General features: G+C 58.0%; 12 protein-coding genes. 10 read left to right on the forward strand and 2 right to left on the reverse strand.

All coding sequences use genetic code 11. From position 1 onward, the window contains the following. The first annotated feature begins 29 nt into the window (after positions 1-29). The 4 genes from EP379_RS06265 to EP379_RS06280 all read left to right on the forward strand — a co-directional run bounded on the left by EP379_RS06265 (position 30) and on the right by EP379_RS06280 (position 5,363). On the forward strand, positions 30-1,136 hold the full coding sequence (locus tag EP379_RS06265; protein ID WP_127476950.1) for a glycosyltransferase family 4 protein: 1,107 nt from the start codon (positions 30-32) through the stop codon (positions 1,134-1,136). A gap of 22 nt (positions 1,137-1,158) precedes the next feature. Next, entirely contained in the window at positions 1,159-2,328 is a 1,170-nt protein-coding gene (locus tag EP379_RS16670; RefSeq protein ID WP_127476953.1) for a glycosyltransferase family 4 protein, read from the forward strand. Positions 2,329-2,475: 147 nt separating this feature from the next. Further along, positions 2,476-3,885, forward strand: coding sequence for an undecaprenyl-phosphate glucose phosphotransferase (locus tag EP379_RS06275; RefSeq protein ID WP_127476956.1), 1,410 nt, complete (start codon positions 2,476-2,478; stop codon positions 3,883-3,885). A 146-nt stretch (positions 3,886-4,031) separates the two neighbouring features. After that, the gene (locus EP379_RS06280; RefSeq protein ID WP_127476959.1) at positions 4,032-5,363 is read left to right on the forward strand and encodes an O-antigen ligase family protein; all 1,332 of its coding nucleotides are present in this window, start codon (positions 4,032-4,034) and stop codon (positions 5,361-5,363) included. A 59-nt stretch (positions 5,364-5,422) separates the two neighbouring features. Here EP379_RS06280 and EP379_RS06285 read toward each other — a convergent pair whose 3' ends face one another. Next, positions 5,423-5,974, reverse strand: coding sequence for an integrase core domain-containing protein (locus EP379_RS06285; protein ID WP_269471037.1), 552 nt, complete (start codon positions 5,972-5,974; stop codon positions 5,423-5,425). Beyond that, a complete protein-coding gene (locus EP379_RS16990) occupies positions 5,922-6,086 on the reverse strand; it encodes an IS3 family transposase (RefSeq protein ID WP_127478849.1) in 165 nt (54 codons plus the stop codon). Before EP379_RS16990 ends, EP379_RS06285 begins: the two co-directional genes overlap by 53 nt. A gap of 261 nt (positions 6,087-6,347) precedes the next feature. On the opposite strand from EP379_RS16990, the gene EP379_RS06295 reads away from it, so the two are divergent. The 6 genes from EP379_RS06295 to EP379_RS16355 all read left to right on the forward strand — a co-directional run bounded on the left by EP379_RS06295 (position 6,348) and on the right by EP379_RS16355 (position 13,386). After that, positions 6,348-7,226 carry a TRAP transporter TatT component family protein gene (locus EP379_RS06295; RefSeq protein WP_197722870.1) on the forward strand — a complete coding sequence of 293 codons (879 nt, stop codon included), beginning with the start codon at positions 6,348-6,350 and terminating at the stop codon, positions 7,224-7,226. A gap of 1,282 nt (positions 7,227-8,508) precedes the next feature. Beyond that, the gene (locus EP379_RS06305; protein WP_197722871.1) at positions 8,509-9,492 is read left to right on the forward strand and encodes a TRAP transporter substrate-binding protein; all 984 of its coding nucleotides are present in this window, start codon (positions 8,509-8,511) and stop codon (positions 9,490-9,492) included. Between the two features lie 73 nt (positions 9,493-9,565). Further along, positions 9,566-10,048 (forward strand): TRAP transporter small permease, encoded by a 483-nt coding sequence (locus EP379_RS06310; RefSeq protein ID WP_197722872.1) that lies wholly within the window; start codon positions 9,566-9,568, stop codon positions 10,046-10,048. Further along, positions 10,045-11,331, forward strand: coding sequence for a TRAP transporter large permease (locus tag EP379_RS06315; protein ID WP_127476967.1), 1,287 nt, complete (start codon positions 10,045-10,047; stop codon positions 11,329-11,331). The genes EP379_RS06310 and EP379_RS06315 overlap by 4 nt, the downstream gene beginning before the upstream one ends. Before the next feature lie 126 nt (positions 11,332-11,457). Further along, entirely contained in the window at positions 11,458-12,546 is a 1,089-nt protein-coding gene (locus tag EP379_RS06320; RefSeq protein WP_127476970.1) for a GGDEF domain-containing protein, read from the forward strand. A 408-nt stretch (positions 12,547-12,954) separates the two neighbouring features. Further along, positions 12,955-13,386, forward strand: a complete 432-nt coding sequence (locus EP379_RS16355; protein WP_172600395.1) for a hypothetical protein — start codon at positions 12,955-12,957, stop codon at positions 13,384-13,386. Positions 13,387-13,390 lie beyond the last annotated feature (4 nt).

Here is a 13,390-nt window from a genome sequence, read left to right on the forward strand (position 1 = left end):
GTCTATTCGGCTAGGGATAGTTAAGTACCGTGCGTGTAGGTGTTGATGGTTCGGTCTTTGTTTCTAAGCTGACGGGCATTGGGAATTATTCCTATCGACTGCTTTGTGCCATGGCAAGGCAGGCGCCTGAACATGAGTTCATCGTGTTCGCATTACAACCACTCTGTGTTGACTTCTCGGAGCCGAACATCTCTATATATGAGGGTGCTCCATCCTTTGTAAGCAATATATATTATTGGAAGGCTTTTGGATTAGCCCGAACAGTTCAACGTGCCAAGGTTGATGTTTTTTGGGCCAGTACTGGTGTAGCTCCGTTTTTCATGCCTTGTCCAGTGGTTCTGACGGTATATGACTTTGTGTATCGACAGGCACCAGATACCATGTCGTTCCGGGGTCGTTGGTTTCGCCGCGTTAATCAACCATGGTGGATACGGCGTGCCTGTGGTGTATTCACCATTGCGCAGGCAGTGGCAGATGAAATGTTACGGTATTGCGCTCGTACGGCCGATGCCATCGTACGACCAGCAGTTGATGAAGCCCTGTTCTTTCCCAGGACGTGTGCTGAGATCGAGTCTGTCAAGGCAAAATACAATCTTAGCGGGGCTTATAATTTAATTGTGGGTACTCTTGAGCCGCGAAAAAATATTGCACTGTTTGTGCGAGAGTATCTGACTTTCCGCAGAACCTATCCGGACCTGGACTTGCCGTTGCTAGTTTTGGTTGGTGCTAAAGGTTGGAAGGATGAGGAAATTGTTCGCCTGCTTGATTCGGCAGAGGCAGAAGGTATCGTGCAACGATTGGGTTATGTTCCCACAGAGGATATGCCTAGCCTTTATTCAGGTGCGGATCTGTTTTTTATGCCATCGCGTTATGAAGGTTTTGGAATGCCCATTCTGGAGGCGCGTCGGTGTGGTTGCCCGGTAGTATGCTCCGATGTACCGGCCATGCATGAGGCCGGAGGGAACCATGCGCTTTATCATGCACCCACGGCAGAGGGCATTCAGTGGGTACTGGAGGAATTATACTTGCGGAGCCAGCGACCGCACTCCGATAAAGCGCTTGACGTTGAGTGGAATTGGCAAATTGGGGCAGGCCAGATATTGAGCTTGCTCAACTCTTGCGGCCAAGTAACGTGAAATTTCAGATTTGGCTGGTGTCATGAAAGTCGCCATTGTCCATGATTGGCTCGTGACTTATGCAGGTGCTGAGCGCGTTCTCGAGGCCATGCTTGATTGCTTTCCTGAGGCCGAGTTGTTCTCATTGGTCGACTTCATACCGCCCGGGCAGCGTGACTTTATCAAGAACAAAAGCACAGTCACATCATTCATACAAAATCTACCTTTTTCCAGGCGAAAATATCGCAATTACCTTGCCTGGATGCCCTTGGCGGTCGAGCAGTTTGATCTCTCTGGCTATGATTTGGTTATCTCGAGTAGTCATGCAGTGGCGAAGGGTGTGCTGACTGGCCCGGATCAGTTGCATATCTGTATGTGCTACTCCCCGATCCGTTATGCATGGGATCTCCAGCATCAATACCTTCGTGAGGCGGGCCTGGAGCGAGGGCTCAAGGGTTGGATCGCCAAGTGGATGTTGCATCGGATCCGGCTGTGGGATATGCGCACAGCAAATGGGGTGGACGAGTTTATTGCTATCTCTGATTTTATTGCACGACGTATCTGGAAGGTTTATCGCCGTGAATCTACCGTTATCTATCCGCCCGTGGATGTTGGTGGTTTTCAGCTGAGGGAAGCCAAGGAGGATTTCTACGTAACGGCCTCACGCATGGTACCGTATAAAAAAATCGACCTGATTGTTGAGGCTTTTTCCTCCATGCCGGCACGTCGCCTGATCGTTATCGGAGATGGCCCGGATTTTGAAAAGATTCGCGCCAGGGCCGGTTCAAACGTGGAGTTTCTTGGTTTTCAGGAACAGGCTGTGCTGCGGGACTACTTGCAGCGTGCCCGTGCGTTTGTGTTCGCCGCAGAAGAAGATTTCGGTATCGCTCCGTTGGAGGCGCAGGCCTGTGGTACGCCTGTAATTGCCTATGGTAAAGGTGGGGTATTGGAGACGGTTGTCGGGATGGGGACGGGGACGGGTAATAATGAACATGCGCCTACCGGGATATTCTTTGACCGGCAATCGGTGGCCTCCCTGAGGCAGGCCGTCGAGAGTTTCGAATCACATAGGCATCTGTTCCACCCTATTGTCTGCAGGACCAATGCCGAGCGGTTTTCTCCTGAGCGATTTCGCAGCGAATTCATGGCTTTTGTCGCTGCTGCTGTCGGGCGGTCCGGCCTTAGTTGGGTGTGCCGGGAAACGACAAAATAAACGCAGTTGACTGGCCACGCAGGTCAATCCCTCACATTTTACGGGTGGGGATGGGATATGGGCATTATCCCTCTCCTGGCAGCCTCTCCTCTCGCGCAGGAGTAGACCACAACACTTTTTGAGAATATCCCTGTAAACTATTGCCCCATGCATTCCCGTGGGATACTCAAAGAGCATGCCAGCATTCTTAATGCGGCACTTCATCTGGCTGACTGGCTGGCCATTGCTGTCACAGCATGGCTTGCGCATTGGTGGTATCTGGACAGTATCGAACTGCCCAACAACTATCTTCTGGTCGTCCTCATCGCGCTTCTGTGTGCAGCATTGTTATTTCCTCGTTTCGCGCTTTATCAGGCCTGGCGTGGCATTTCAGTTATAGATGAAGTGCGAGCCATATCGCTGGCGTGGGGTAGTGTACTTCTTGCACTAACGGCCATCGCTTTTATCTCCAAGACAGGCACGACTTATTCGCGTGGCTGGTTGCTTTTATGGGCGAGTTCAGGCTGGGCAGCCCTTATCCTTGTGCGCATAATCCTTCGTGCCGGTTTGCGATGGGCACGGCGACGCGGACTTAACCAGCGGCATGTCGTAATTGTAGGTAGTGTAGAACTAAGCGAGCAGGTGGCGGCACGGTTACGTGCCGCGCCCTGGATGGGGCTGACTGTGGTCGGTTATTTCAGTAGCAATAGTGGTGCGCCGCCAGTTTCGATTGATGGCATCCCATATATAGGGGACTTGGACTCACTTGCTGGGTTCGTCAAGGAACGGCGCATCGATCAGGTTTGGCTGGCCATGCCGCTGCGTGATGAGGATAAAGTCAGGAAAATTCTTCATGCGCTGCGCCACTCTACGACCGATATTCGTCTCGTACCTGACTTTTTTGGTATGCGACTATTGAATCACTCGCTGATGGATATTGCTGGCATGCCAGTCATAAACCTATCGGTAACGCCGATGACTGGTTTGAATCTTGTGATCAAGGCCGTCGAAGACCGGGTTCTGGCTGCATTGATACTCGCGCTCATTTCACCACTTATGGTTCTGATTTCTGTTGGTGTGAAGTTAAGCTCGCCAGGGCCTGTTTTGTTTAAGCAGCTGCGGTTTGGATATGATGGTAAGCCGATACGGGTTTATAAATTCCGCACTATGGTGGTGCATGAGGAGGATAACGGGGTGGTTACGCAAGCTTCGCGTGACGATCCACGTGTGACGCGCTTTGGACGCTTTCTTCGCCGCACCAGTCTTGATGAATTGCCACAGTTTTTTAATGTGTTGCAGGGGCGAATGTCCATCGTGGGGCCCCGCCCCCATGCGGTGGCACACAACGAGCAGTACAAGGATCTGATTGATGGGTACATGAAACGGCACAAGGTAAAGCCGGGTATCACCGGTTGGGCCCAGATTAATGGATGGCGCGGTGAAACCGATAGCCTCGAGAAAATGCAAAAGCGTGTTGAATATGATCTTTATTACATTGAGAATTGGTCCTTATGGTTTGATTTGAAGATCATATTATTGACGTTCATAAAAGGCTTCGTAGGGAGGAATGCCTATTAGAGGCATCTCAAAATCGGGCTCTTTTCGAGTGAATGAGGTTTGGGTGGGAATAACACACTGAACGTGCCGTATCTCGGGTTCCGTGGAAGCTCTGAACTTATTCAGAGCTCCTTAGGAAGCTTGCTTGATGTGAAAGGATAGTTTTGATGGATGTGCGTGATTATGCAAGCCGGACGCTAACGGGAACGAATCCTGGTGTGGCCATGCACCGCTGGTTAACATGGTGGACTGCGGCTCTGGTATTCATTTTTCCCGTTGTTGTGGCGACGACTAACGGCGGCGGAAGCTATGTCTATACGTTGTTGGTGTTGCCTGCATTGTATTATGGCAGGCATTGGCAAAATCTCTCTTTGTGGGAGCGGCGAATTCTGCTCGGTTTTGTAGTGGCACTTATTGCCATGTCGCTCAGCTTTATCAATTCTGAAGATATCCGCCAGGGGCTTAAATACCTTGAACGATATCTGCGTTTCGTATTGATGATCCCTGTGTATTTGATGATGCGGCGCTATAGTCTCGCGTTAGGTCGAGAGTTGGGCGTTGGAGCAATTGTCGCGTGTGTAGTGATGGCGGTACAGGGGGGCTATCAGGTCAGTTGGGTCGGCCACGAGTTCGCCAGCGGTTATTACCACAAAATTGTTTTTGGTGATTTGGCTGTGTTGTGGGGGGCTTTGGCAGTGATTTTTGCGTTGACCATGGCTCGTGGTGGCTTGGGGATTGGTATTGCCGCAATTTCGGCCTCCGCCGCCCTTTATGCAAGTGTACTGTCGCAGACGCGGGGCTCCTGGTTGTTTGTCCCTGTGTTTATACTCACCCTTCTATGGATGTATAGGAAGGAATTATTGGCCAACCGTCAAATGGTGTTAGCCGGATTTGTGGTTATGCTTGCGCTGATGTCGTTCGGGATATGGAAGAGTGATCGATTTGTTCAAGGAGTGGAACGCGGGGCCGAGGATTTGAGGATATTTATGCAAGACCCGAGTGCGGCTACGTCTTGGGGAATTAGGCTCAATTTGTGGCGTAATACCTTGTTGATCGTGGAGGAACATCCAATATTAGGTAGCGGACTGGGCGATTTTCATCAGGAGATGCGCGACATGGCGGCCGATGGGCGCTCCTGGAGTACCGCCGTCGAAGATTTCGGTCATGCGCATAGCATTTACTTCGATGCTCTGGCTAATGGCGGATTGGTGGGGTTGATTGCTACCGTTGTGGCGTATTTGCTATTGCCTTTGCTGGCATTTGGTCGCGGGTTGCGTAATGCTATCACGCCGGAACAGCGTTTCTATGCGATGGGTGGGCTTGTGACGGTGCTGGCATTTGCTACCTTCGGTCTGAGTGAGGCGCTATGGGCACGGAATCCGTTCGTGAACACTTATGTAGTTTGCATTGTTGTGTTTCTGGCCAGTATGGTGAATTCTGGGGTGCGGTTGGCTAAGGACAAGTGCGATGGGGGGCAGGGTGAGCTAGCCCGGCTTTAACGGACACTTTTGTGACTGGAGCCCAAATCTCGGACCACCGGGTTCTTTGGTTTCGACCGCTAGACTACCTTCTTTGCCGGATAGGCGGTAGCCGGAGGCCGATAGTTCAAACGACTGTGCGGTCGTTGCTCGTTGTACATCCGGCGCCATCTCTCGCTGATCACCTCAGCCTCCAGCAAGGTGTGAAACAGCTCCGCATCGAGCACTTCGCGGCGGTAGGTGGCCACCAGGCTTTCAGCCGCCCCGTTCTGCCAAGGCTTGCCAGGGTCGATGTGCGCCATGCGTATGCCACGACGCTGAGCCCAACGCTGCACCACGAAGGCGATGAACTGACCACCGTTGTCACAGCGGACGAAATCGGGGCAGCCATATTGCTCCACCATCCGATCCAGCTCCCGCTCGACATCCACTGCCTTGAAGGAGCGCGCCACCGGCAGTACCAGGCAATAGGCTGTCGCCTCGTCTTTGACGAGCAGGGTCTGAAAACGCCGGCCATTCTCTACACGGTCCTCGGAGAAATCCATGCACCAGACGCTGTTCGGCCCATGGGGCGGCGGATCAAGGCGCGCCTGTACGCTTCTTCTTGCGGCGTTTACGCCAGTGGGCGGTATAGCCCTCCTGGCGCCACAACCGCCGCACGCGCTTCAGGCTCGCACTAGAACCATTCTCGCGCAGCCATCCGGCTACAAGACGGTAACCCCAGGCCGAGTGCGCCTTGGCAATGTCCTCTGGAGTGCTCCAGCTATGAGCTGGAGAAGCTGCTGTGTTCCATGAAGCTTATCGTGCCCGAGTTCTCCGGGGCTGTGCAGCCGCAGCAAGGCCGGAAGCAGTTTCTGTCATGCACCGATGGTGCGGATTAACACCCGGCTACCCTGATGGAGTAATATTTCCAGCGCAGGGTGCATCGGGCTTTGGGGTGCGGTGTTGTAACGCCATGTTCTATAAAGAAATATTGTCTGATAATGTTCATGTGACGGGTTCCATATGGCCACCAGAATGTCATTGATACAAACCGGCTTCATGCGGTGGGTCGGAACGGTCGGCATGGTTGTGCTTCTGGCCGGTTGTGCCGGCATGGTAACGCAACGGATGGGGGCCACACTGTCCAGCGCAATCCTGAACCAGGACGACCCCGAGACGGTGCGGGCCGGGGCACCGGCCTATCTCCTGCTCATCGATGGGCTGATAGCCGATGACCCCCAGGACAAGAACATGTTGCTGGCCGGTGCACGTCTGTATGGTGCTTATGCCGCGGTGTTTGTGGACGACGGGGAGCGCGCCCTGCGTATGGCCAAGAAGGCGCGGGACTATGCCCGGCGGGGTTTGTGTGCGGATTATCCGCAGGTCTGCAAGGTCGAATCAGCGCCCTATGATCAGTTTGTTCCATCCTTGCATGAGGTGCAGGTAGAGGGGCTGGATGCGTTGTATGTCTATGGTAGTGCCTGGGCCGGCCGGATTCAGGCGGACAGTTCCGACTGGGCGGCGATCGCGGATCTTCCCAAGGTCGAGGCTGTCATGCGCCGTGTGGTTGCCATGGATCCGGAATACGACAATGGTCGGGCACAGCTTTATCTCGCTGTCCTTAACACGTTGGTGCCGCCGTCGGTTGGCGGCAGGCCGGAGGTGGGGCGCGGCTTTTTCGAGAAGGCCATTGCCGTGTCACAGGGCAAGGATTTGATGGCCAAGGTGGAGTTCGCGCGCCGTTATGCGCGCATGGTTTTCGACCGAGAGTTGCATGACCGCTTGCTGCACGAGGTGGTGACGGCGGAGGTACATGTGCCCGGTCTGGTGTTGAGCAATGTTCTGGCGCAGCAGGAGGCGAGGAAGCTGCTGGCGAGTTCGGCCGAGTATTTCATGGAGTGAAATGATGTCGAAGCATAGGCTGCTGGATGGTTTTTCCTCTGCTGTGTACCTGCTTATGTCCCATTCCAGCCTCCCCCGCGGAGCGGGGGAGGGGGAAACACTCCCTCCCAATTCGATGATGGGGCTTGTTGGGGTGGGGAGCTGCGACGGGCGCCCCCTCCCGGCCTCCCCCACGGTGTGGGGGAGGAGGGTATTCCCCCTCCCGGCCTCCCCCACGGTGTGGGGGAGGAGGGTATTCCCCCTCCCGGCCTCCCCCACGGGTGTGGGGGAGGAGGGTATTTCCCCTCCCGGCCTCCCCCACGGTGTGGGGGAGGTGGGAAAACTCCCTCCCCATAGGATGGGGAGGGTTGGGGTGGGGGGCTGCGACGGGCGCCCCCTCCCGGCCTCCCCCACGGTGTGGGGGAGGAGGGTATCCCCCCTCCCGGCCTCCCCCACGGTGTGGGGGAGGAGGGTATTCCCCCTCCCGGCCTCCCCCACGGGTGTGGGGGAGGAGTGTATTTCCCCTCCCGGCCTCCCCCACGGTGTGGGGGAGGTGGGAAAACTCCCTCCCCATAGGATGGGGAGGGTTGGGGTGGGGGGCTGCGACGGGCGCCCCCTCCCGGCCTCCCCCACGGTGTGGGGGAGGAGAACATCCCCCCTCCCGGCCTCCCCCACGGTGTGGGGGAGGAGAACATCCCCCCTCCCGGCCTCCCCCACGGTGTGGGGGAGGAGAACATCCCCCCTCCCGGCCTCCCCCACGGTGTGGGGGAGGAGGGCATTTTCCCTCCCGGCCTCTCCCACGGGTGTGGGGGAGGAGGGTATTCCCCCTCCCGGCCTCCCCCACGGTGTGGGGGAGGTGGGAAAACTCCCTCCCCATAGGATGGGGAGGGTTGGGGTGGGGGGCTGCGACGGGCGCCCCCTCCCGGCCTCCCCCACGGTGTGGGGGAGGAGGGTATCCCCCCTCCCGGCCTCCCCCACTGGTGTGGGGGAGGAGGGTATTCCCCCTCCCGGCCTCCCCCACGGTGTGGGGGAGGAGGGTATTCCCCCTCCCGGCCTCCCCCACGGTGTGGGGGAGGAGGGAAAACTCCCTCCCCATGGGATGGGGAGGGTTGGGGAGGGGGGCTGCGACGGGCGCCCCCTCCCGGCCTCCCCCACGGTGTGGGGGAGGAGGGTATCCCCCCTCCCGGCCTCACCCACTGGTGTGGGGGAGGAGGGTATTCCCCCTCCCGGCCTCCCCCACGGTGTGGGGGAGGTGGGAAAACGCTCCTTCTTCTCACTATGCGGAATGTCGAACCGCTGGGGCTTGGCTTTGTTGTGTTTGTTGCTGTCGTTGTTGTCTTTCCCGGCGGCGGCGGTGACCTTCAAGATAGCCACGGCGGCACCGGATGGCACCAGCTGGATGGAGGCGTTCCGCAAGGGCGCTGATGAGATCAAGCAGCGCACGGCCGGGCGGGTGGAGTTCCGTTTCTACCCCGGCGGTGTGATGGGCAACGACAAGAGTGTGCTGCGCAAGATCCGCATTGGCCAGCTGCACGGCGGTGCCATCACCGGCGGTGGGCTGGCGGAAATCTATCCCGATGCCCAGATCTACAGTCTGCCGTTTATCTTCAACTCCCTGGCCGAAGTGGATTATGTCCGCACCCGCATGGACCCGCTGCTGATGCAGGGACTGGAAAAACAGGGATTTGTCGGCTTTGGTATCAGTGAAGGCGGTTTTGCCTATCTGATGTCCAATCAGCCGGTGGAAAAGCTGGATGACCTCAAGCCGCTCAAGGTGTGGGTGCCGGAAGGCGATGTCATCAGCTATACGGCGTTTCAATCGGTGGGCATACATCCCGTGTCATTGCCCCTGACCGATGTTCTCACCGGGTTGCAGACCGGATTGATCGACACCGTGGCTGCCTCGGCGGTCGGCGCCATCGCGTTGCAGTGGCATACGCGGGTGAAGTATCTGACCGATACCCCCCTTATTTACATTTACGGCACGCTGGTGGTGTCGGCCAAGGCCTTCAATCAGTTGCAGCCGCCGGATCAGGCTGTGGTGCGCGAGGTGTTCGGCAAGGTGCTGGCCCAGCTCAATGTCCAGAGCCGAGAGGACGAGGTGCGTGCCCGTGAGGTGCTGCAGCAACAGGGCATCGGTTTCGTGCCGCTCAAGCAGGGCGATGGTTGGCATGATGTGGTGGATGAGACCACGCGCCGGTTGACCGAAAAACAGGTGTTCAGTGCCGGGATGCTCGGGGTGTTGCAAAAGCACATCAATGACTACCGGGCAGGGGCGGGTAAGTAACACCTTGTTTGCCGCGGTTGGATAACGGCATATTCGCCCACGGAGTGGGAACCTGCGGAGAGGGGAGAGGCATTTGGAGGGCAGGTTAGGACGGATTATCCACGGGGTACGCCTGGTCGAGGACGCACTCGTCGTGGTGCTGGTATTGGCGATGATCCTGCTCGCTGCCGGGCAGATCCTGCTGCGCAATTTTTGGGGTGTCGGTGCCGTCTGGGCCGATCCCCTGCTGCGCGTGATGGTCTTGTGGGTGGGCCTGCTGGGAGCGATGGCGGCGACCCGCCACAATAATCACATTACCGTAGATGTGCTGTCGCGTTTCCTGTCGCCACGCCTCAAGCGCATCAGCCAGTGGCTGACCGGGCTGTTTGCCAGCGGCGTCTGTGCCGTGCTGGCCTGGCATGGTGCGCGTTTTGTCGCCATGGAGTACGAGGCCGGGACGCTGGTGTTTGCCGGCCTGCCGGCCTGGTGTTGTGAGCTGATCATCCCCCTTGGTTTTGGCGTAATGGCCTTGCGCTTCTTCGTCGTTACCGTCTGGCCCGCAGCGGAGCCGGCATGAGCGCCGCCATCACCCTGCTGTTGCTCGGTCTGGCGCTGCTCGGTGCGCCGCTGTTTGCCGTCATTGCCGCCAGCGCCCTGATCGGTTTTCAGTCCTCGGACATCGATCTCTCGGTGGTATTGATCGAGTTCTACCGCCTGGCCGAAATGCCGATCCTGCTGGCCATTCCACTGTTCACCTTCTCCGGATATCTGCTCAGCGAGAGCAATGCGCCACGCCGCCTGGTCCATCTGACCGGTGCACTGCTGGGCTGGATGCCCGGCGGCCTGGCGGTGGTCTCGCTGGTGGCCTGTGCCATCTTTACCGCCTTTACCGGCGCCTCCGGCGTCACCATCGTTGCCCTGGGGGCCCTGTTGTATCCCGCCCTGGCACAGGCGGGTTACAACCACCGTTTCAGTCTCGGTCTGATCACCACCTCCGGGAGTCTGGGGCTGCTGTTTGCGCCTTCACTGCCGCTGATTCTCTATGGCGTCATCGCGCAGCAGCTGGGTGTCGGCGGTTCCATTACCATCGACGACCTGTTCCTGGCCGGCATACTGCCGGGGCTGCTGATGGTGGCGGCGCTGTCGGTTTGGAGCATGTGGGTCAACCGCGGGCAACCCTTGCATGGCTTTGCCGGCACCAAGATCGGCAAGGCGCTGCGCGAGGCGATGTGGGAACTGCCGCTGCCGTTCATTGTGCTGGGCGGCATCTACAGCGGCTATTTCGCCGTGTCCGAGGCGGCGGCGGTGACGGCGCTGTATGTGCTGGTGGTGGAGGTGATGATCCACCGCGAGGTCAGATACAGCGATCTGCCGCGCATCATCCGCGAGTCGATGGTGTTGGTGGGCGGCATCCTGGTGATCCTCGGCGTCTCGCTGGCATCGACCAATTACCTCATCGATGCCGAGGTGCCGACGCGGCTGTTCGATGCCATCCGCGAACACATCAAGGATCCGCTGACCTTCCTGATGCTGCTCAACGTGTTCCTGCTGATTCTGGGCATGATGCTGGATATCTTTTCCGCCCTGGTAATCATGGTGCCGTTACTGTTGCCCATTGCCCTTGGCTACGGCATCAACCCGCTCCATCTCGGCATCATCTTCCTCGCCAACATGCAGTTGGGTTACTTCACCCCGCCGGTGGGCATGAACCTGTTCATCGCCAGCTATCGTTTCCGGGTGCCGGTGATGCAGATTTATCATGCCACCCTGCCGTTTTTCTTTATTCTGTTGCTGACGGTACTGATCATCACCTATTTGCCTGCGCTGAGCCTGTATCTGCCGGGACGGGCCGGGCCGTAGGATACGCTGTCTTCGCCCGCGGAGCGGTCTCATCCGGGGTGGGACGGACAAATTCTGTCGGGTTCTTCACGTTCTTTGCAGGTGGTGTGGCGTAAAAGACGGAATCCACCGACACCGGATGTTGTCATGAGCTCGGATCTGCACAGTGAAAACAAGACGTTGCGCCGTCGCCTGACCGCGGTCCTGGCCAATGCGCGGCACAATGAGGAGCGCATGCGGCGGTTTCACGAGCAGGAACTGCGCCTGCTCAGCGCCAACGGCCTGGTGGACCTGTTGCGTCACGTGCTGGTCGGCCATCGCCAGGTGTTCGGCCTGGAGAGTGTGACGCTGACCTTGGTTGACCCCGAATACGAAGTGCAGCGCCTGCTGGCCGACCTGGGTTGCAGCGACGGCTTTCCCGAACTGCGCTTCCTGGATTCGGCCTCCGCGCTGGCCGGTTTCTTCGGTTCCGCCCAGTTGCCCAAGCTGGGCAGCTATCGTTCCGAGCAACACGCGGCCCTGTTCCATCTGGGCCCGCCCCCGGCCAGTGTGGCCGTTCTGCCGCTGCTGCGCCAGCGTCGTCTCATCGGCAGCCTGAATCTGGGGAGTCGAGAGGAAGGACGATTCATTCCCGGCAGTGCTACCGATTTTCTCGAACGTTTGGGGGCGGTCGTGGCCATCGGGCTGGAAAACGCCATCAATCACGAACGGCTCAAGCATATCGGCCTGACCGATGCCCTTACCGGCGTACACAATCGGCGTTATTTTGATCGCCGCCTGGTTGAAGAGGTGGAAAGGGTGCAACGCACTCATCAGCCGCTGGCCTGCCTGTTTCTCGACGTCGATCACTTCAAGAAGGTCAACGACACCTATGGACATCAAGTGGGTGATCGTGTGCTGCAGGAGGTGGCCGCACGCATCAAGGCGCAACTGCGCCTGTCCGATGCCCTGGGCCGCTATGGCGGCGAGGAGTTTTCGGCCCTGCTGGTGCAAACCGATTCAGCACAGGCGTTGGATGTCGCCGAGCGCATTCGTGCCGCCATCGCCGCCGAGCCCTTCCGCCTCGGCGGTGATCACAATCTGACGGTTACCCTTTCCGTAGGGATGGCGCTGCTGACACCAGAGGACTGCTGCGGCGCTCTGTCGGCCTGTGCGGAACGACTGGTGGCGCAGGCCGATGAGGCGGTATATCGTGCCAAGCAGGGTGGGCGCAACCGGGTGGAACGGGGCGGGTAGGGCATGTCCCCGGCCTGCCGGCATCGCAGCGGGCGCACCCTGCAAGCCCTGCCATGGCCCGACGGTAATTCGTCCGCGGAGCGGGCTCCTGCGGATAATCAGGCGCGGATGCGCGCACCGCTGTAACTCATACCCATCCTGTGGGCAATTCGCCGGGTCTGGCACTTCATTCCTTTGCTGCACGCAGCGCATTTTCCTGTCAAATTGCGTTACAGTTAAGGAAGTTCTGAATAAGTTCAGAGCTTCCGCGGCACAGGGATGTGCCGCCATTTTCCAACGACGATAAGTCGTTGGAAAATGAAGCCAAGCGAAAATCAGACTTTTCGCTTGGCGTGGTCTGAAAAGTCCAGGATGGACTTATTCAGACCTTCCTTAACGCTGACAAGATGGTTGCGACAGGGGTGCATCGTGGGACAGAAAGTCGCAGTAGCCACGGCGGTACGCTTGCTGGGCATCAAGCGATCGGAGTTGCAGCATTTGATCCATGACGGTGAATTGCCGGCGCCGGAAGGCATGGTGGATGTGGATTTATTACGCCAGCTGTACCCCCGCCTGGCCTTGCAGGAGTCGCCGGTTCTGGAGCGTGTGCAACTGATCAAGACCACGGCCTTTTCGCGCCGTGTCCGCAGTACCCTGACCCCCGATCGCGATGACCTGGAGATTCAGCTCAGGAAGCGCAACGCCGAACTCTCGCTGGAGCGGGCCATGGCGAAGAAATACCGGGAGATCATCGACCAGTTGTGCCGCAAGCTGGATGCCATGCAGGACTGCAGTGATGATGTCCAGCGCCGGGTGGTGCAAGACATCAACCGCTGGCTGCTGGAGCAGCTGGAAAAATAGCCCA

Source organism: Sulfurivermis fontis (assembly GCF_004001245.1).
Lineage (GTDB): Bacteria > Pseudomonadota > Gammaproteobacteria > Thiohalomonadales > Thiohalomonadaceae > Sulfurivermis > Sulfurivermis fontis.

Coding starts and splice junctions, on each gene's coding strand:
- EP379_RS16670 (WP_127476953.1), top strand. CDS start 1,159: ATGAAAGTCGCCATTGTCCATGATTGGCTCGTGACTTATGCAGGTGCT.
- EP379_RS06295 (WP_197722870.1), top strand. CDS start 6,348: ATGGCCACCAGAATGTCATTGATACAAACCGGCTTCATGCGGTGGGTC.
- EP379_RS06280 (WP_127476959.1), top strand. CDS start 4,032: ATGGATGTGCGTGATTATGCAAGCCGGACGCTAACGGGAACGAATCCT.
- EP379_RS06315 (WP_127476967.1), top strand. CDS start 10,045: ATGAGCGCCGCCATCACCCTGCTGTTGCTCGGTCTGGCGCTGCTCGGT.
- EP379_RS06320 (WP_127476970.1), top strand. CDS start 11,458: ATGAGCTCGGATCTGCACAGTGAAAACAAGACGTTGCGCCGTCGCCTG.
- EP379_RS06275 (WP_127476956.1), top strand. CDS start 2,476: ATGCATTCCCGTGGGATACTCAAAGAGCATGCCAGCATTCTTAATGCG.